The sequence below is a fragment of the Stenotrophomonas sp. 116085_Sma genome (genome assembly GCF_056479585.1).
Genome location: NZ_CM151057.1, coordinates 3,067,517 through 3,085,691, shown reverse-complemented (window position 1 = coordinate 3,085,691; position 18,175 = coordinate 3,067,517). Strand labels below are relative to the sequence as shown.

Annotated in this window: 19 protein-coding genes; 13 read left to right on the top strand and 6 right to left on the bottom strand. The window is 66.8% G+C overall.

The window, feature by feature from the left end:
* Positions 1 to 101 precede the first annotated feature (101 nt).
* The 3 genes from ispG (at position 102) to ACZK0Z_RS14395 (ending at position 2,944) form a co-directional block, all read left to right on the top strand.
* Complete coding sequence (gene ispG, locus ACZK0Z_RS14405) at positions 102 to 1,367, top strand: flavodoxin-dependent (E)-4-hydroxy-3-methylbut-2-enyl-diphosphate synthase (RefSeq protein WP_197633515.1); 1,266 nt, start codon at positions 102 to 104, stop codon at positions 1,365 to 1,367.
* A complete protein-coding gene (locus tag ACZK0Z_RS14400) occupies positions 1,348 to 2,097 on the top strand; it encodes a phosphatase PAP2 family protein (RefSeq protein WP_049429316.1) in 750 nt (249 codons plus the stop codon). Before ispG ends, ACZK0Z_RS14400 begins: the two co-directional genes overlap by 20 nt.
* A 199-nt stretch (positions 2,098 to 2,296) precedes the next feature.
* Positions 2,297 to 2,944, top strand: a complete 648-nt coding sequence (locus ACZK0Z_RS14395) for a response regulator (protein ID WP_197633516.1) — start codon at positions 2,297 to 2,299, stop codon at positions 2,942 to 2,944.
* A 290-nt stretch (positions 2,945 to 3,234) separates the two neighbouring features.
* Here the strand turns inward: ACZK0Z_RS14395 and eda are convergent, their stop codons facing one another.
* From eda to zwf, 5 genes are all read right to left on the bottom strand, one after another.
* A complete protein-coding gene (gene eda / locus ACZK0Z_RS14390; RefSeq protein ID WP_049429315.1) occupies positions 3,235 to 3,894 on the bottom strand; it encodes a bifunctional 4-hydroxy-2-oxoglutarate aldolase/2-dehydro-3-deoxy-phosphogluconate aldolase in 660 nt (219 codons plus the stop codon).
* Between the two features lie 205 nt (positions 3,895 to 4,099).
* The gene (edd, locus tag ACZK0Z_RS14385) at positions 4,100 to 6,016 is read right to left on the bottom strand and encodes a phosphogluconate dehydratase (protein ID WP_049429314.1); all 1,917 of its coding nucleotides are present in this window, start codon (positions 6,014 to 6,016) and stop codon (positions 4,100 to 4,102) included.
* Between the two features lie 57 nt (positions 6,017 to 6,073).
* Complete coding sequence (gene pgl / locus ACZK0Z_RS14380; RefSeq protein ID WP_049429313.1) at positions 6,074 to 6,796, bottom strand: 6-phosphogluconolactonase; 723 nt, start codon at positions 6,794 to 6,796, stop codon at positions 6,074 to 6,076.
* Complete coding sequence (gene glk, locus ACZK0Z_RS14375) at positions 6,793 to 7,800, bottom strand: glucokinase (RefSeq protein ID WP_197633517.1); 1,008 nt, start codon at positions 7,798 to 7,800, stop codon at positions 6,793 to 6,795. The genes pgl and glk overlap by 4 nt, the downstream gene beginning before the upstream one ends.
* Complete coding sequence (zwf, locus tag ACZK0Z_RS14370) at positions 7,797 to 9,233, bottom strand: glucose-6-phosphate dehydrogenase (protein WP_197633518.1); 1,437 nt, start codon at positions 9,231 to 9,233, stop codon at positions 7,797 to 7,799. Before zwf ends, glk begins: the two co-directional genes overlap by 4 nt.
* Before the next feature lie 352 nt (positions 9,234 to 9,585).
* Between zwf and ACZK0Z_RS14365 the strand changes: the two genes are divergently transcribed.
* Positions 9,586 to 10,668: an ABC transporter ATP-binding protein gene (locus ACZK0Z_RS14365; protein ID WP_049429310.1), complete on the top strand. Its 1,083-nt coding sequence runs from the start codon at positions 9,586 to 9,588 to the stop codon at positions 10,666 to 10,668.
* Between the two features lie 138 nt (positions 10,669 to 10,806).
* On the opposite strand, the gene ygfZ is transcribed toward ACZK0Z_RS14365, so the two are convergent.
* Positions 10,807 to 11,682 carry a CAF17-like 4Fe-4S cluster assembly/insertion protein YgfZ gene (gene ygfZ, locus ACZK0Z_RS14360; RefSeq protein WP_197633519.1) on the bottom strand — a complete coding sequence of 292 codons (876 nt, stop codon included), beginning with the start codon at positions 11,680 to 11,682 and terminating at the stop codon, positions 10,807 to 10,809.
* A 39-nt stretch (positions 11,683 to 11,721) separates the two neighbouring features.
* Between ygfZ and ACZK0Z_RS14355 the strand changes: the two genes are divergently transcribed.
* The 9 genes from ACZK0Z_RS14355 to lolD all read left to right on the top strand — a co-directional run bounded on the left by ACZK0Z_RS14355 (position 11,722) and on the right by lolD (position 18,116).
* Positions 11,722 to 11,892, top strand: a complete 171-nt coding sequence (locus ACZK0Z_RS14355; protein ID WP_005409075.1) for a DUF1674 domain-containing protein — start codon at positions 11,722 to 11,724, stop codon at positions 11,890 to 11,892.
* A gap of 56 nt (positions 11,893 to 11,948) precedes the next feature.
* The gene (gene sdhC / locus ACZK0Z_RS14350) at positions 11,949 to 12,341 is read left to right on the top strand and encodes a succinate dehydrogenase, cytochrome b556 subunit (RefSeq protein ID WP_005416132.1); all 393 of its coding nucleotides are present in this window, start codon (positions 11,949 to 11,951) and stop codon (positions 12,339 to 12,341) included.
* Positions 12,338 to 12,724, top strand: coding sequence for a succinate dehydrogenase, hydrophobic membrane anchor protein (sdhD, locus tag ACZK0Z_RS14345; RefSeq protein ID WP_049400952.1), 387 nt, complete (start codon positions 12,338 to 12,340; stop codon positions 12,722 to 12,724). Before sdhC ends, sdhD begins: the two co-directional genes overlap by 4 nt.
* A 31-nt stretch (positions 12,725 to 12,755) precedes the next feature.
* Positions 12,756 to 14,546 (top strand): succinate dehydrogenase flavoprotein subunit, encoded by a 1,791-nt coding sequence (gene sdhA, locus ACZK0Z_RS14340; protein ID WP_049429308.1) that lies wholly within the window; start codon positions 12,756 to 12,758, stop codon positions 14,544 to 14,546.
* 66 nt (positions 14,547 to 14,612) lie between these two features.
* The gene (locus ACZK0Z_RS14335) at positions 14,613 to 15,398 is read left to right on the top strand and encodes a succinate dehydrogenase iron-sulfur subunit (protein WP_005409079.1); all 786 of its coding nucleotides are present in this window, start codon (positions 14,613 to 14,615) and stop codon (positions 15,396 to 15,398) included.
* 98 nt (positions 15,399 to 15,496) lie between these two features.
* Positions 15,497 to 15,745 (top strand): FAD assembly factor SdhE, encoded by a 249-nt coding sequence (locus ACZK0Z_RS14330; RefSeq protein ID WP_049429307.1) that lies wholly within the window; start codon positions 15,497 to 15,499, stop codon positions 15,743 to 15,745.
* A complete protein-coding gene (locus ACZK0Z_RS14325) occupies positions 15,696 to 16,145 on the top strand; it encodes a hypothetical protein (RefSeq protein WP_100443618.1) in 450 nt (149 codons plus the stop codon). Before ACZK0Z_RS14330 ends, ACZK0Z_RS14325 begins: the two co-directional genes overlap by 50 nt.
* 23 nt (positions 16,146 to 16,168) lie before the next feature.
* Positions 16,169 to 17,410 (top strand): lipoprotein-releasing ABC transporter permease subunit, encoded by a 1,242-nt coding sequence (locus ACZK0Z_RS14320; RefSeq protein ID WP_459004313.1) that lies wholly within the window; start codon positions 16,169 to 16,171, stop codon positions 17,408 to 17,410.
* On the top strand, positions 17,403 to 18,116 hold the full coding sequence (lolD, locus tag ACZK0Z_RS14315; protein ID WP_014036806.1) for a lipoprotein-releasing ABC transporter ATP-binding protein LolD: 714 nt from the start codon (positions 17,403 to 17,405) through the stop codon (positions 18,114 to 18,116). The genes ACZK0Z_RS14320 and lolD overlap by 8 nt, the downstream gene beginning before the upstream one ends.
* Positions 18,117 to 18,175 lie beyond the last annotated feature (59 nt).

The window sequence follows — 18,175 nt, the reverse complement described above, 5'->3', positions numbered from 1 at the left end:
ATGCGTTCACGGGCGAGCGTGCCTGCGACAATAGGCCGCAGCCGTGCCGCCGGCTGAATGCGAGTCACCCCGAATGCGGGGGCGGGCGGTAGAATGCGCCCATGCACGACGCCGTCACCCGCCCGACTCCGCCCTCCGATGCCACCTCCTGGCCCCGCCGCCAGACCCATGCCGTGCAGATCGGCGGGGTCACCGTAGGCGGGGGCAAGCCGGTGGTGGTGCAGTCGATGACCAATACCGACACTTCCGATGTCGCCTCCAGCGTGAAGCAGGTGGCCGAGCTGTGGCGTTCCGGTTCGGAGATGGTGCGGTTGACCGTCAACACCGTTGAAGCCGCTGCGGCGATTCCGCGCATCGTCGAGAAGCTGGCGATGATGGGTATCGATGTACCGCTGATCGGTGACTTCCACTACAACGGCCATCAGTTGCTGACCGCCGAGCCGGCGTGTGCCGAAGCGCTGGCCAAGTACCGCATCAACCCGGGCAACGTCGGCTTCGGCAAGAAGAAGGACCTGCAGTTCGCCCAGCTGATCGAGTTCGCGATCCGCTACAACAAGCCGGTGCGCATCGGCGCCAACTGGGGCTCGCTGGACCAGGCCCTGGCGGCGAAGCTGATGGACGAGAACAACCTGCGCGAACAGCCCTGGGACGCCGGCCGCGTGCTGCGCGAGGCGCTGATCCGCTCGGCGCTGGATTCGGCCGAGCAGGCAGTGGAGCTGGGCCTGCCGCGCGATCGCATCGTGCTGTCGGCCAAGGTCAGTGGCGTGCAGGAGCTGATCGCGGTGTACCGCGACCTGGCCCAGCGCTCCGACTTCGCCCTGCATCTGGGCCTGACCGAAGCGGGTATCGGCAGCAAGGGCATCGTGGCATCGTCCGCGGCGCTGAGCGTGCTGCTGCAGGAAGGCATCGGTGACACCATCCGCATCTCGCTGACCCCGGAACCGGGCCAGTCGCGCACGCAGGAAGTGATCGTCGCCCAGGAGCTGCTGCAGACCACCGGCCAGCGTGCCTTCACGCCGCTTGTCACGGCCTGCCCTGGTTGCGGCCGCACCACCTCCGAATTCTTCCAGGAGTTGGCCAAGGTGGTGCAGAACCACGTGCGCGAGAAGATGCCGCTGTGGAAGATCCACCACCCGGGTGCGGAAAACATGACCCTGGCGGTGATGGGCTGCATCGTCAACGGGCCGGGCGAGTCGCGTCACGCCAACATTGGCATCTCGCTGCCGGGCACGGGTGAGACGCCTGCGGCACCGGTATTCGTTGATGGCGAGAAGAAGGTGACCCTGCGCGGCGACAACATCGCCCAGGAGTTCGTCGCCCTGATCGACGATTACGTCGAACACAAATATGTCCGAAGCGCCGGATAAGCCTGCGATCCTCGCCGCACCGGAGTCCGCCTCCGGCTTCCGCCACTGGATGGCGCGCAACGCCTGGCGCCTGGTCCTGTTGTTCGGTGGCCTACTGCTGCCGTTGGCAGGCTTTGTTGCCCTGGCGGACGAAGTGCACGAGTTTGAATCGTTCCATTTCGACGCGCCCCTGCTGTGGCAGATGCATGGTCTGCATTCGCCGTGGCTGGACCGTTTCTTCGTGCTCATCTCGAAACTGGGCTACGAGTGGTTCCTGATCCCGGCCGACGTGCTGATCATCGGCGCGCTGCTGGGCTTCCGGCGCTGGCGCGAGGCGACCTTCGTCGCGGTCAGCTTCGTGGGATCGGCGCTGCTGAACATGGGCAGCAAGCAGTTCTTCCAGCGCCAGCGCCCCAGCCTGTGGGAATCGATTGCGCCGGAGTCGACGTTCAGCTTCCCCAGCGGGCACGCGATGGGCTCGATGACCCTGGCGGTGACCCTGGTGCTGCTGGCCTGGAACACCCGCTGGCGCTGGCCGGTCCTGATGCTGGCACCCGCGTTCAGCCTGCTGGTCAGCGTGTCGCGGGTCTACCTGGGGGTGCATTACCCCTCCGACATCCTGGCCGGATGGTGTGCCGCGCTGGTTTGGGTGGTAGGGTGCTATCTGGTCATGTTCAGTCGCCGGCACCCTTGGCGACGTCACGGCCCGCCGCCAGCGAAGGCCAGCGAAGCACCACCACAGGGGGTTTGACGTGGATGGCCCTTGAGGGACGTCTACGTGATAGATCAGTTGTTTCGTTGCAGCAGGTTCTGCAAGACAGGGGCAAGCACAACGCGCGGTTATGTGATGCGCAAGGCAGATCGCCGGCGCCACATTCCGGACGCGCTTGCAGGGTATCGGCACCCTGCCTAGCTTGACCTGCAATGGCCGCATTCGAAGAGGTACGTGAATGACGATTCGAGTCTACCTGGTGGATGACCACGCACTGGTCCGCACCGGTATGAAGATGATTCTGTCGGGGGAAACCGACATCGAGGTGGTGGGCGAAGCCGAGACCGGTGAGGACGCACTGCGCGAGGTCCGACAGCTGTTGCCGGACGTGGTGCTGTGCGACCTGCATCTGCCGGGCGTGAGCGGCATGGAAGTGGCCGAGCGCATCGTCCGCAGCCACCGCAACACCCGCGTGGTGATCGTGTCGGTACTGGAAGACGGCCCGCTGCCCAAGCGCCTGCTCGAAGCCGGCGCGGCCGGTTACATCGGCAAGGGCTGCGATGCGCAGGAACTGCTGCGTGCGGTGCGTGATGTGGCGGCCGGTCGTCGCTACCTGGGCACCAGCATCGCGCAGAATCTGGCGCTGTCGACGGTGGAAGGCAATGGTTCGCCGTTCGACAACCTGTCGCCGCGCGAGCTTGAGGTGGCGCTGTTGCTGACCCAGGGCCTGCGCCAGGAAGACATCGCGCGGCGCCTGAGCCTGAGTGCGAAGACGGTCAACACGCACAAGGCGCGGCTGTTCGAGAAGATGGGGATCCACGACAACATCGCGTTGGCGCGGATGGCCAGCCAGTACGGGCTGGTGGATCCGGCACGGCCGCTGTAAGGGGTTCGGCCAACGGCTGAGCCCCTCGCGGTGTGCGGCAGGATTCGTGTGGTTGGCCCTGCGGAGGGATTGCGCAGGGGATGCCGTGAATCCATCCCTGGAGGCTCGGGCGCGCCATCCATGGCGCTTACGCCCCTGCGCAATCCCTCCGCAGGGCCACGGACAGTTTCCGTGCGCGTCCACCGCGGAATGAAGAAGGAAGAGCAGGAGCGGGTCGCGCGCTGCGCGCGGTCGTAGCTTGGGGTCGGATCCCTTTCCCGACGGAAAGGGCTCTGACCCCGATCCTCTTGTCAGTGGCCGCGTACGCGCTTGATGATCTTCGCGGCGTCGGCGGCGCTGGCGCGCACCTTGTCCCATTCGCCGTCGGCGATCCAGTTGCCCGGCACCATCCACGAACCACCGATGCAGACCACGTTCTTCTGCTCAAGGTACTCGGCAGCGGTATTTTCGGTGATGCCACCGGTCGGGCACAGCTTGAGGTCGGCGACCGGGCCGGCCAGGCCCTTGATCATTGCCAGCCCGCCTACGGCCGTGGCCGGGAACAGCTTGCACACGCGGAAGCCGCGCGCGTAGAGCGACAGCAGCTCGGTCGGCGTGGCCGCGCCCGGTACCACCGGCAGCGGAGCAGCGGCCAGTGCATCCGCCAGCGCTGGCGGCGTACCCGGGGTCACCAGGAAATCCGCACCCGCGTCGATGGACTGCTGCATCTGCTCCACGGTCAGCACCGTGCCCGCGCCCACCACCACATCCGGCAGCTCACGCTTGAGCATCGCCAGCGCTTCCATCGCCACCGGCGTCCGCAGCGTCAGCTCGATGGCCGGCAAACCACCTTCCAGCAGCGCCGCACTGACCGCCCGCGCCTGGTCCAGCGTATGAATCGTCACCACCGGCAGGATGCCCGCCGCATGCAACAGCTCCGCCGCCTTCACCTGATGTTGTTCGATACCCATGCTTTTGCCCTTGCCTTTGCTCTTCTTGATTCAGTGGCCGCAGCGCAGATGACGCGCCGGGAATTGTCCAAGGGCAGTAGAGCGCCCTGGCCGGGACCGTGAGCGGCATGGATGCCGCGATCGAGCCCCCATGGATGGGTTTACGGCGTGTCCCGGCCAGGGCGCTCTACTGCACAGGCCGGGAAGCCTGCCGCGGCTTTTCGCTTCAGGCGTCCTTCGCCTCATGCGGCGCCGCCGCCGCGGCCGCATCGTGCCCCAGCTCATACTCCGCGTCGTAATCCCACGGCCCGCCATCGGCCGCCGCCGGCCCGCACGAAATCGAGATCGCCCCCTGGTCCGCCGGACCCACCACGCGACGGTTGATCGCGAACAGATTGCGGCCCAGATCATGCGCGGCCGGCGCGGTGTTCGGTGCCAGCGAACGTGCGGCCCATTCCGCCGCATCCACCAGCACTTCCAGCGTGCCAGCCTCGCCATCCAAGCGGATCATGTCGCCTTCGCGCACCTTGGCAAGCGGGCCACCACGCGCCGCTTCCGGCGTCACATGGATGGCCGCCGGGATCTTGCCCGAGGCGCCGGACAGGCGGCCGTCGGTGACCAGCGCCACGCGCCGGCCCTGGTTCTGCAGCAGGCCCAGCAGCGGCGCCAGCGAATGCAGTTCCGGCATGCCGTTGGCACGCGGGCCCTGGTAGCGCACCACCGCCACGAAATCCTGCGGCAGCAGGCCACCGGCGTGCAGCTTGTTCAACACCTGCGGTGCATCCACCACCACCGCCGGTGCTTCGATCGTGCGGTACTGCGGCTTCACCGCCGACAGCTTGATCAGCGACTTGCCCAGGTTGCCGCGCAGCAGGCGCAGGCCACCTTGGTGTTCGAACGGGTTGTCGACACCGCGCACCACTTCGTCATCGGCGCTGCGTTCCAGGCCTGGCAGGTAGACCAGCTGGCCGTCGCGCAGCTGCGGTTCGCGCGCGTAGTCGGCCATGCCGCCGCGCGCCACGCTCACGAGGTCGCCGTGCATCAGGCCGGCCTTGATCAGCTCGCCGAACACGAACGCCGGGCCGCCGGCCGCAGCGAAACGGTTCACGTCGGCATCGCCGTTCGGATAGACGCGGGCCAGCAGTGGGATCAGCTGCGACAGCTCGTCGAAATCGTCCCAGGTCAGCACGATGCCGGCGGCACGTGCCACCGCGATCCAATGGATGGTGTGGTTGGTCGAACCGCCGGTGGCCATCAGCGCGATGACCGCGTTGATGATCGCGCGCTCGTCGATGATGCGGCCCAGCGGACGGAAGTCATCGCCCAGCGCGGTGATGTCCAGCGCGCGTTCGGTGGCTTCGCGGGTCAGTGCATCGCGCAGCGGCGTGCCCGGGTTGACGAACGACGCACCCGGCAGCTGCACGCCCATCGCTTCCAGCAGTACCTGGTTGGAATTGGCGGTGCCGTAGAAGGTGCAGGTGCCGGCGCCGTGGTACGAGGCGGACTCGGCTTCCAGCAGTTCTTCGCGGGTGGCTTCGCCGGCAGCATAGCGCTCGCGGACTTCGGCTTTCTGCTTGTTCGGGATGCCCGGGGTCATCGGGCCGGCCGGCACGAACACCGCCGGCAGGTGGCCGAAGGCCAGCGCACCGATCAGCAGGCCCGGCACGATCTTGTCGCACACGCCGAGGTAGACGGTGGTGTCGAACATGTCATGGCTGAGCCCGATGGCGGTCGCCTGTGCGATCACATCGCGCGAGAACAGCGACAGTTCCATGCCGCCACGGCCCTGGGTGACGCCGTCGCACATCGCCGGCACGCCGCCGGCCACCTGCGCGGTGGCGCCCAGTTCGCGGGCGATCTCGCGGATCTGCTCGGGATAGGTTTCGAACGGCTGGTGCGCCGACAGCATGTCGTTGTAGGCGGTGATGATGCCCAGGTTCGGCGTCACGCCACCGCGCAGGCGGCTCTTGTCGGTGCCGCCGCAGGCGGCGAATCCGTGGGCGAGGTTGCCGCAGCTCAGGCGGCTGCGGAACGGGCCCTCGCGCAGGGAGGCGTCGATCGCGGCCAGATAGGCGGCACGCGAGGCGGCGCTGCGGCGGATGACGCGCTCAGTGATGGCTTGCAGTTGCGGATGGAGGCTCATTGGCTACCGGCGTTCGTGGTGGCGAGAGGCAAGCGGCGGCATGCGCCGCCGCCGACATCAATCAGCCCAGTGGACGCGCAGGCGCGCGCCGTCCAGGTTGATCGCATTGAGGATCGGGTACTGCTGGGCGTTGTTGCTATCCAGCGCCTGGCGCAGCACCTGCAGCTTCTGCTTGCCGCGCAGCAGCAGCAGGCGCTGGCGGCACTGGCGCAGGCCGTGCGGGGTCAGCGTGATGCGCAGCGGCCACTGGTTCGCGCCCGGGCAGCCGGTGGCATCCAGCGCTGCGTAGGGCAGGGTGCTTTCCAGTGCACGGGCCAGGTCCTTCGAACCCGGGAACAGCGAGGCGGTGTGGCCGTCGTTGCCCATGCCAAGTGCCACCAGGCTCGGCGGTTGGCTGTGCTGGGCCTGCAGGTTGGCGGTGTAGACGCATTCCGGCAGCGGCTTGCCGATCCGCACAAGCGGATCGAAGTGGGCACCCTCGGCGCGCTTGAGCAGGTGTTCGCGCACCAGCCAGGCATTGCTGTCGCGATCCTGCGGCGACAGCCAGCGCTCGTCGGCCAGGCTCACTTCAACCCGGTCCCAGTGCACGTCCAGTTCGGCCAGCGCCTGATACACCGGTGCCGGCGTGGTGCCACCGGACAGCAGGATGCGCGCGCGGCCCACTTCATTGATGTCGTGGTTGAGGGTCTGCGCCATCTCGGCGGCTACCGCTTCGATCCAGCCATCGGCATCGCCGTGGTGGATGAAATCGATGCGGTCGTCGTGGAAGGTGGGGCTCATGCGGCAACTCCTGGTGCGTCACGTTCGGCGTCGGCGGCATAGGCAGCGGCGCCCAGCAGCCCGGCGTGAGGATGCATCACGGCCAGCGACGGAACCCGCGCCATGATCGAAGAGAACCGCCCCTTGTGTTCGAAGCGCTGGCGGAACCCGGAGTGCTGCAGTGAATCGAGCATCTTCGGGGTCAGTCCGCCGGTCAGGAACACGCCGTCCCAGGCGCCTTGGGTCAGTACCAGGTCGCCGGCAATGGCGCCGAACACCGCGCAGAACACATCGACGGTGCGCATTGCCTGCGGATCGCCATGCAGGGCGCGGGCGGTCACGTCCACCGGTTGCAGCTGGCCCGGATCGATGCCGGCCATCTCGCACACCGCGCGATGGATGTTGACCAGGCCGGGGCCGCAGATCAGCCGCTCGTTGGAGACGCGCCCGAACTGCTCGGAGAGGATCTCCAGGATGCGGATCTCTTCCGGAGTACCCGGTGGGAAGCTTACATGGCCGCCTTCGGTTTCCAGCGGATAGCAGCGGCCGTGACGCAGGATCAGACCACCGACACCGAGGCCGGTACCCGGCCCGATCACCGCGTAGTTGCGCGGTTGGCCCGGCTTGCCCGGCACCCAGGCGGCACCGCCCACCTGGACCACGTCGTCGGGTTGCAGCAATGAAATCGCCATCGCCTGTGCGGCGAAGTCGTTGATCAGGTGCAGTTCGTTTAAGCTCAGCATTGCTGCGGTACGGCTGCGCGAGATCACCCACGGATGATTGGTGATGCGTGCCTCGTCGCCGTCGACACGCCCGGCAACCGCGAACACGCCGCGGCTTGCGGTGGCACCGATCTGTTCCAGGTGGTGGTGCGCGGCATCCCCCAGCGACGGGAACTCCGTCACTGCGTATTCGCGGATGCTCTCCTTCAGCAATGGCGCGTCCAGCGAGGTGTCGGCCAGGGCGAAGCGCGCATTGGTGCCACCGATGTCGGCGACCAGAACCGGCTGCGAGCTGGCACTCATGCCGAGGCTCCGCTGTCCGGTGCGTCCACGCCCTGCGGCAGGAACTCCGTTGCGCTGCTCGGGCCCCACTGGCCAGCGGGGTAGGGTTCGAGCGGCAGCTTGGCCGCCTTCCAGGCATCGGCCACGCTGTCGATCCACGCCCAGGCGGCACGCACTTCGTCGTCGCGCACGAACAGGGTGTGGTTGCCGTTGAAGGCGTCCAGGAACAGGCGTTCGTAGGCGATGCGGCGATGAAGGCCGGTCGGCACCGACAGTTCCAGTTCCAGCGGATGCAGTTCCAGCGCGCCCCATTCCGGGCCGGCCAGGCTGCTCATCAGGCCCAGTTCGATGTTCTCCTGCGGCTGCAGCTGGAATACCAGGCGGTTCGGCGCGGCCTGCGCACGCTGCGGGCGCTCGAACAGCCAGTGGGTGACCGGCTTCAGCGTGACCACCACGCGGGTGGTGCGTTCGGGCAGGCGCTTGCCGGTGACCAGGTGGAACGGCACGCCGCTCCAGCGCCAGTTGTCGATATGCGCGGTGACGCCGGCGAAGGTTTCCACGTCGCTGCCTTCCGGCGGCTGGTAGGCCTGGGCCGGCTGGCCGTTGATGCTGCCGGCGGTGTAGCGGCCACGGATGCTGTCACGCGCGGCGTGCCTGGCATCGAGCGGACGCAGCGCACGCAGTACCTTGACCTTCTCGTCGCGGATGCGGTCGGCTTCCAGCGAGGCAGGCGGCTCCATCGCCACCATGCACAGCAGCTGCAGGATATGGCTCTGCACCATGTCGCGCAGCGCACCGGAACGGGCGTAATAGGCATCGCGGCCATCCACGCCTTCACTCTCGGCCACCAGGATGTGCACCGATTCGATGTAGTTGCGGTTCCACACCGCTTCCAGCAGCGTGTTGCCGAAGCGCAGCGCGATCAGGTTCTGCACCGCCGCCTTGCCCAGGTAGTGGTCGAGGCGGAACACGCGGTCCTCGTCGATCCACTGGCCGATGGTGGAGATGATCTCCTCGGCGCTCTCGCTGTCGCTGCCGATCGGCTTTTCCAGCATCAGGCGCGCCGGCGCGGCGAGGGCGCCGCCCTTGGCCAGGCCTTCGCAGGTGGAGATGTACAGGCCCGGCGGAATGGCCAGGTAGCTGACGCACTTGCGGTGCACCAGGTCGGAGACCGCGGCGGCGACCGAGTCGACGTCGCGCAGGTCGACCGAACGGTAGTCAATGCGGCGCAGCAGGCCGTTGATGTCGTCCTGCGAGGCCATCGGCATGGCCTGCTGCAGGCGCGGGCGCAGGATGTCATGGAAGGCTTCGGTGTCATGCCCGGACAGGGCCAGCGCACGGATGCGGAAGTCCTCCGGCAGCAGGCCGTCGCCAAGCAGGCGAAGCAGCGAAGGGAACAGGTAGCGCTGGGCCAGATCACCTGTGGCACCGAACAGGAAGAGGGTGTCGTGCATCGCTCGAGTTTCAGATCCGGGTGACATCGTTGTCAATCGCTTCATGGCTGGGTTCGGGGGACATCCGCGCAACTGCCTGTCCGAGGTTCGTCAGGGGCGTTCTACCGGGCACCGGAAGACCGTTCCATTCGAAACCACTGCCTCGGCGGAAGCTTCGTTCCACCGCCGACGCAGATCGGTGCGCACCGATCATCGGATAGTGCCACGTGAAAACGTTTACATGGCAGAATGGGCAACTGTATTCGATTGCAGTGCTCGCCGTCATGCGGCAAGCGCGCAATCATCACTGCCATCGGGAGGGCCGAGGCAGTCCCAAAAGACAGCCCGGCTTCGGGCGGACCGGATAGGTGATATGGCAAAAGTGCAGTTGCAGGGTGTGCGCAAGGTCTATGACAACGGCCAGGTCGCGGTGAAGGACGCCACCTTCGAGGTCGCCGATGGCGAGCTGATGGTGCTGGTCGGCCCGTCCGGCTGTGGCAAGTCGACCCTGCTGCGGATGGTGGCTGGCCTGGAGGAGATCAGCGGCGGCACGCTGAGCATCGGCGACCGCGTGGTCAACGACGTGGCGCCGAAGGACCGCGACATCGCCATGGTGTTCCAGAGCTACGCGCTGTACCCGCATATGACCGTGGCCGAGAACCTGGCCTTCGGCCTGAAGTTGCGCGGCCATGACAAGGCCACCATCGACAAGCGCATCGCCGAGGCGGCGCAGACGCTGGGCCTGACCGAGATGATGGACAAGCTTCCCAAGGCGATGTCCGGTGGCCAGCGCCAGCGCGTGGCACTGGGCCGTGCGCTGGTGCGCGAGCCGGCGGTGTTCCTGCTGGACGAGCCGCTGTCCAACCTCGACGCCAAGCTGCGCCACAGCGTGCGCACCGAGATCGCGCAGCTGCACCGCAAGCTGGGCACCACGATGATCTACGTGACCCACGACCAGGTGGAAGCGATGACCCTGGGCCAGCGCATCGTGGTGCTGAAGGACGGCATCATCCAGCAGATCGATACGCCGATGGCGCTGTACGACCGCCCGGCCAACCTGTTCGTGGCCGGTTTCCTCGGCAGCCCGGCGATGAACGTGCTGCGTGGCACGCTGCAGGGCGACGCCGGTGGCGTGACCGTGGTCGACGGCGACTGGCGTGCACCGCTGGGCCAGGCCACGATCGATCCGGCGTGGCTGCAGAAGCCGATCGCGGTGGGCGTGCGTCCAGAGCACCTGCAGCCGGCGACCGCCGACGATGCGCATGCGTTCAGCGCGCGCATTGAAGGCATCGAACCGGTCGGCAACGAGATATTCGTCAACCTCAGCAGTGGCCAGCACGCGCTGACCATGCGCGTGGCGCCGCAGGCGTTGCCTGCGGTGGGCGAGGACATCCGCGTAGCGATCCACCCGCAGGGCCTGCATTTCTTCAACGCGGAAACCGGCGAGCGCCTCTGACCCTGTAGAGCCGAGCCCACGCTCGGCTGTATTTCATGGAGAAGCCGAGCATGGGTTCGGCTCTACAGAAGGTGGGTTCAGTAGATCGACGCCATGCGTGGATGAAGCGGTAGCGCCGGGCCGTGCCCGGCGTGAACCTCAGCGTGCCAGGCCATCCAGCAACGGCACGCGCTGCGCCACGGCGCCACCCACCTGCAGCTCGGCGTCGCCGGCCTCCAGTGGCAAGACCGCCAGCGCCAGCTCACCGGCCACGCTGGCAATCGTGCCCAACGCGGCGCCGTCCTGCTGCACGCCATCGCCGGCCTGCGCCGGTGCGGCTGTCTGAAGCAACTGCACCGCACGCTTGGCCTTGCCGAGGAAGTGGGTGCGGGCAACGATTTCCTGGCCCGGGTAGCAGCCCTTCTTCACGCTGTAGCCGTTCAGGCGGTCCAGGCCCAGCTGCTGCGGGGTCCACACTTCGCGCTGGCTTTCCTCCAGCCGCGGAAGGCCGTAGCGCAGGTCGGACTGGCGCCAAGCCAGGGCGAAAGCGGCCTCATCGGTTTCGCTGCCGGCGGCAAAGGCATCAGCGGCGCCAATTCGCAGGGTGCGCGGCAGTGCGTCGCTGCCCAGATCCAGTTCCCAGTCGTCCGCTGCAGCGTGCGCAATCGCGGCGCCGCTGGCGGCCTCCGGCGCAGTGAACGCGCCGGCCACGGCCAGATCGCTGCGCACCTGCACCTTCACCTTGCGACGGAACACGAAGCGCTGCAGTTGCGACGCAATCGCATCGGCATCGCCGTCGGCCAGCACCAGCATCACGTGGTCCTCGGCCAGCCGAAGCAGCTGGAACACCGCCAGGGTGCGGCCCTTGGCGCTCAGCCAGGCACTCCACTGCCAGTGCTGCAGGGGCAGGGCGGTGACATCGCTGCTGAACTGGGCGTGGGCGAAGACAGCCGCATCCGGGCCTTGCAGGCTCAGCAGCTGGTGGCCGGGCAGGCGCGGATATCCGACGAAAGCAGGGGGCAGGTTGTCAGGCACGTGAACGAGGTCTAAAATTTGTGCGTTGCGAGACCGAACATGATAGGCCAAACAACCCCCACTCCCGACGACGAATCTGAAGCCCCGCTGGTCCCTGCGGCACCCGTGCCCGTGGAACAGGAAAAGGCGGAGGAATTCGGCGGCCGCGGCGGACTTGATCCGGTGCGGTATGGCGATTGGGAGAAAAACGGACGCTGCATCGATTTCTGATCAGCATTGAGCCAACGCGGCCGCGTGCCGCCCAGCCGAGACAACGAGCCCAGCGAATGGCGACCAGACAACGCCCACTTTCCCCGCACCTTCAGGTGTATCGCTGGCAGATTCAGATGGCCACCTCGATCCTGCATCGAGCTACTGGCATCTTTCTGTCTGTTGGTGCCCTCATCATCGCTGCCGGCCTGCTGGCCCTGATGATGGGGCCCGAGTCCTGGAACTGCTTCACCGGCCATGCCGGGGCCTGGTATGGCCGCGTGTTCCTGTTCGCGTGGACATGGTCGTTCGCCTATCACCTGTGCAATGGCATTCGCCACGTCGTGCAGGACTTCGCCATTGGTTTCAGCATCCCCGCCTTCATCCGCAGCAGCTGGCTGTCGGTCATCGGCAGCCTGGTGATCACCCTGCTGGTGTGGGCCTATGTGATGTTCGGAGGTGCCGCGTGAGCAAGTTCCGTACCCCGTTGAAGAACGTGCGCGGCCTCGGTTCGGCCAAGACCGGCACCGAGCACTTCGTGCACCAGCGCCTGACCGCCGCCGCCCTGGTGGCACTGGGCATCTGGTTCCTGGTCTTCGTGCTGGGCCTGCTGGGCTCGGACTACGCGACCGCCGCCGCCGCCGTGGCCAAGCCGTGGAACGCCGTGCCGCTGATCGGCCTGCTGATCGCCATGTTCTGGCACGCGCAGCTCGGCATGCAGGTCGTGCTGGAAGACTACATCCACGAATCGCTGCTGGCCCTGGTGCTGCAGACCGCGGTGAAGTTCGTCGCCGTGCTCGGCATGATCGTCAGTGTGTTTGCGGTGGGCCGCATCGCCCTCGGCGTTGCCTGAGCCCAGGCACCTACACAGGAATCCAGATTAGATGTCCGCTTACAAGATCACCGAACACAAGTACGACATGGTCGTGGTCGGCGCCGGCGGTGCCGGCCTGCGCGCCACGTTCGGCCTGGCCGCCAAGGGCCTGCAGACCGTGTGCCTGACCAAGGTCTTCCCGACCCGCTCGCACACCGTTGCCGCCCAGGGCGGTATCTCGGCCGCACTCGCCAACATGGGCGAGGACGACTGGCGCTACCACTTCTTCGACACCATCAAGGGGTCGGACTGGCTGGGCGACCAGGACGCCATCGAATACATGTGCCGTGAGGCCATCCCGGCCATCATCGAGCTCGAGCACTACGGCGTGCCGTTCTCGCGCACCGCCGAAGGCAAGATCTACCAGCGCCCGTTCGGTGGCATGACCACCAAGTACGGCGAAGGCCCGGCGGCGCAGCGTACCTGCGCGGCGGCCGACCGTACCGGCCACGCGATGCTGCACACCCTGTACCAGCAGTCGCTGAAGCACGACGCGCGCTTCATGATCGAGTACTTCGCACTCGACCTGATCTTTGACGATGAGGGCGCGTGCCGCGGTGTGCTGGCCCTGGACATGTCCGACGGCACTCTGCACCTGTTCCGCGCCCAGGGCGTGGTGCTGGCTACCGGCGGCTACGGCCGTGCCTACTTCAGCGCCACCTCGGCGCACACCTGCACCGGCGACGGTGGCGGCCTGGCCATGCGTGCCGGCATCGCCATGCAGGACATGGAGTTCGTGCAGTTCCACCCGACCGGCATCTACGGCGCCGGTTGCCTGATCACCGAGGGTGTCCGCGGTGAAGGTGGCATCCTGCGCAACAGCAGCGGCGAGCGCTTCATGGAGCGCTACGCGCCGCATTACAAGGACCTGGCCTCGCGCGACGTGGTCAGTCGTTCGATGACCATCGAGATCCGCGAAGGCCGCGGCGTCGGCGAGCACAAGGACCACATCCTGCTCGACCTGACCCACCTCGGCCCGGGCGTGATCGACGAGAAGCTGCCGGGCATCGCCGAGAGCGCCCGCATCTTCGCCGGCGTCGACGTGCACAAGCAGCCGATCCCGGTCATCCCGACCGTGCACTACAACATGGGCGGCATCCCGACCAACTACCACGGCGAAGTGGTGCAGAAGGTCGGCGACAACGACAATGCCGTGGTGCCGGGGCTGTACGCCATCGGTGAAGCGGCCTGCGTGTCCGTGCACGGCGCCAACCGCCTGGGTTCGAACTCGCTGCTGGACCTGGTGGTGTTCGGTCGTGCGGTGGCCAACCGCTGCGCCGAGACCATCAAGCCGGGCGCTTCGCACAAGCCGCTGCCGGCCGATGCCTGCGACAAGGCGCTGGGCCTGCTGGACAAGCTGCGCCACGCCAACGGCGATACCCCGACCTCGGTCATCCGCGATCGCATGCAGCGCACCATGCAGGCCGACGCGGCCGTCTTCCGCACCAGCCAGACGCTGAAGGAAGGCTGCGAGAAGATGGACAAGATCTTCGACTCGTTCCAGGACGTGAAGGTCTCCGACCGTTCGCTGGTCTGGAACTCGGACCTGATCGAGACCTACGAGCTGAACAACCTGCTGCTCAACGCGGTGGCGACGATCAACTCGGCCGAACAGCGCAAGGAAAGCCGCGGCGCGCATGCGCACGAGGACTATCCGGACCGCGACGACGTCAACTGGCAGAAGCACACCCTGGTCAGCGTCGACGAGAAGGGCAAGTGCAGCTTCGACTACCGTCCGGTGCACATGTACACGTTGACCGACGACGTGTCCGTGGTGCCGCCGAAGCCGCGCGTGTACTGATCCGACCCCGCCTACCATGCAATCCGCGCCCACGGGCGCGGGCCGCCTGAGCCAACGAGAGCAGCCATGGCCGAGTTTTCACTCCCCAAGAATTCCAAGATCACGAAGGGCAAGCACTTCCCCGTCAAGAACGGCGGCAAGAACGTGCGCACCTTCAAGATCTACCGCTGGAGTCCGGACGACGACAGCAACCCGCGCACCGACACCTATGAAGTCGATCTGGACGCCTGTGGCCCGATGGTCCTGGACGCCCTGATCAAGATCAAGAACGAGATTGATCCGACGCTGACCTTCCGCCGCTCCTGCCGCGAAGGTATCTGTGGTTCGTGCGCGATGAACATCGACGGCACCAACACCCTGGCCTGCACCCGAGCCATCTCGGACTGCGGCAAGAAGGAAGTGCCGATCTACCCGCTGCCGCACATGAACGTGGTCAAGGATCTGGTTCCGGACCTGACCCACTTCTACGCGCAGTACGCCTCGATCAAGCCGTGGATCCGCACCCAGACCCCGGCACCGCCGGACCGCGAGCGCCTGCAGTCGCCGGAAGACCGCAAGAAGCTGGACGGCCTGTACGAGTGCATCCTGTGCGCCTGCTGCTCGACCAGCTGCCCGAGCTACTGGTGGAACGGCGAGCGTTACCTCGGCCCGGCGATCCTGCTGCAGGCCTACCGCTGGATCATCGACTCGCGCGATGAGGACACCGGTGCGCGCCTGGACGATCTGGAAGATCCGTTCAAGCTGTACCGCTGCCACACCATCATGAACTGCGCCCGGACCTGCCCGAAGGGCCTGAACCCGGCGTTGGCGATCGCCGAAATCAAGAAGCTGATGATGGAACGCCGCGCCTGATACGGTCCGGCTGTACCGGGTAGAGCCACGCCACGCGTGGCTGCACCACCTCAGTAGAGCCACGCCATGCGTGGCTTTGCTGTATCTGGAGAAACACGATGGAAGAAGACGTTCTGCTGAAGAAGCTGCGCTGGCGCTGCCGCCGCGGCATGCGCGAGCTGGACCAGCTGTTCGGCCGTTACCTCGACCACGAATGGAGCGCTGCGCCGACAGAAGAGCGCGAGGTTTTCCTGTTCCTGCTCGACTGCGAGGACGATAGGTTGTGGCGCTGGTTCATGGGCTATGAGGCCTGCCCGCATGCGCACGCAATCCCCCTCATGCAGAAGATCCTCGCCCTCAAGCCTTGAGTGGCGGCCCTCACGGCTGCAGGCCGCGGCCCAGCTGGCGGTGCTGCTGGCCGCCCCCTGGCTGCTGCGCGCATCGGACCTGCCGCCGCGCCTGCTGATGCCCGCGGTACTGCTGGCCTGGGCCATCGGCGTGACCGAACTGGCCTGGCGACAGCGCAGGCCACGTGTGCAGGTGCTTCTGCCGGCGCCAGCCGAACCGCTGCAGGTGGCGGGGAAGGAGGTGGCGGCGCCGCAAATGGTGGTGCGCGGCCCCTGGCTGCTGCTGCTCTGGCGTGAGGATCGGCGCCGCCGGCGCCTGCTGTTCTGGCCGGATGTGCTCGATTCCGGGCAGCGACGTGAACTGCGACTGGCCGTCGCCGCACGCAGCGTTTCCCGTCGGCCCCGGTCGATGGCACCATAAGCTGAATTGACCGGCGTGCCTGCATGTTCAAACCCATCCCCGTGGCCATCGGCCTGCGCTACCTGCGCGCCAAGCGCCGCAACGGCTTCATCTCCTTCATCTCGATGGCATCGATCCTGGGCATCGCGCTCGGCGTCACGGTGCTGATCACCACCCTGGCGGTGATGAGCGGTTTCCAGAAGGAAATCCGCAGCCGCCTGCTGCAGATGACCGCGCACACCACCATCAGCCGCGACGGCGAGCCGATGCCGGACTGGATGCGGGTGGTCGACGTGGCCAACAAGGATCCGCGCGTGGCCGGTGCCGCGCCGTACATCGAGATCCAGTCGATGATCAGCGGCCCGCGCGTGCAGGGCGCGATCATCCAAGGCATCGATCCGGCGCTGGAACCGAAGGTGTCGGTGATCGACAAGAAGATCGCCAAGGGCAGCTATGACAGCCTCAAGCCGGGCAGCTTCAACGTGCTGCTGGGCAAGGAGCTGGCGATCTGGCTGGGCGTGGACGTCGGCGACCAGGTGCTGGTGACCTTTGCAGAAGTGCAGGGCACGCCTGCCGGCGCGGTGCCACGGATGAAACGCTTCACCGTCAGCGGCATCTTCGAGGCCGGTTACAACGAAGTCGACCGTGGCGTGGGCTTCGCCAACATGCAGGACCTGGAGCGCGTACTGCGCAGCGACGGCGCCACCGGCGTGCGCCTGAAACTGCACGACATGGACCGCTCGCTGGAAGTGGGCGTGGATCTGGCGCAGAACCTCGGTGGTGCCTACCGGGTGAGCGACTGGACCCAGCAGAATGCCAACCTCTACCACTCGCTGCGCATGGAGAAGGTGGTGATGGGCATCCTGCTGTCGCTGATCATCGCCATGGGCGCCTTCAACCTGGTCTCCTCGCAGGTGATGCTGGTGACCGACAAGCAGGCCGACATCGCCATCCTGCGCACCCTCGGCCTGACCCCGGGCGGGGTGATGCAGGTGTTCATGGTGCAGGGCTCGCTGATCGGCATCTTCGGCACGCTTGCCGGCCTGATCGGTGGCATCACCCTGACCCTCAACCTGGAGCGCATCCTCGGCGCCATCGAGAGCGTGTTCAACGTCAAGCTGATGCCGGAGGATGTCTACTACATCACCGGCCTGCCGACCGACATGCAGACCGGCGACGTGGTGGCGATTACCGTGGTCGCACTGCTGATGAGCTTCCTGGCCACCCTGTACCCTGCCTGGCGGGCGGCACGCACCCAGCCGGCGGAGGCCCTGCGTTATGAATAAGGTCTTCAACCGCGGCGATGAAGTGATCCGCGCCGAAGCACTGGGCAAGACCTACGCCGAAGGGCGCATGCAGACCCCGGTGTTCGATGGCCTGGACCTGACCGTGACCGCCGGCGAAACGGTGGCGATCATCGGTGCCTCCGGCGCCGGCAAGAGCACGCTGCTGCACCTGCTGGGCGGCCTGGACATTCCGACCGCCGGCGAGGTCTACGTGACCGGCCAGCGCATGTCGGCGCTGTCGGACACCGCGCGAGGCCTGCTGCGCAACCAGGCACTGGGCTTCGTCTACCAGTTCCATCACCTGCTGCCGGAGTTCACCGCGCTGGAAAACGTGATGATGCCGGTGCTGCTGGCCGGCACCGCGGTGGCCGAGGCGAGCAGCCGCGCCACCACGCTGCTGGAAGCGGTCGGCCTCGGCCACCGCCTCGATCACAAGCCAGGCGAACTGTCCGGTGGTGAGCGCCAGCGCGCCGCCGTAGCTCGTGCACTGGTCAATCATCCGGCCTGCGTGCTGGGTGACGAGCCGACCGGCAACCTGGATGACCGCACCGCCGGCACCGTGTTCGAGCTGATGCTTGAGCTCAACCGCGCACGGCACACCAGCCTGGTGCTGGTCACCCACGACCGGAGCCTGGCGCGTCGCCTGGACCGGGTGCTGGAGTTGCGCGAAGGGCGCCTGCACGCGCTGGCCCACGCCGACGTCTGAGGCGCTGGGCCCGCTTTGGTGGAAGCCGACCTTGGTCGGCTGCTCCTGCAGGGCAAGCG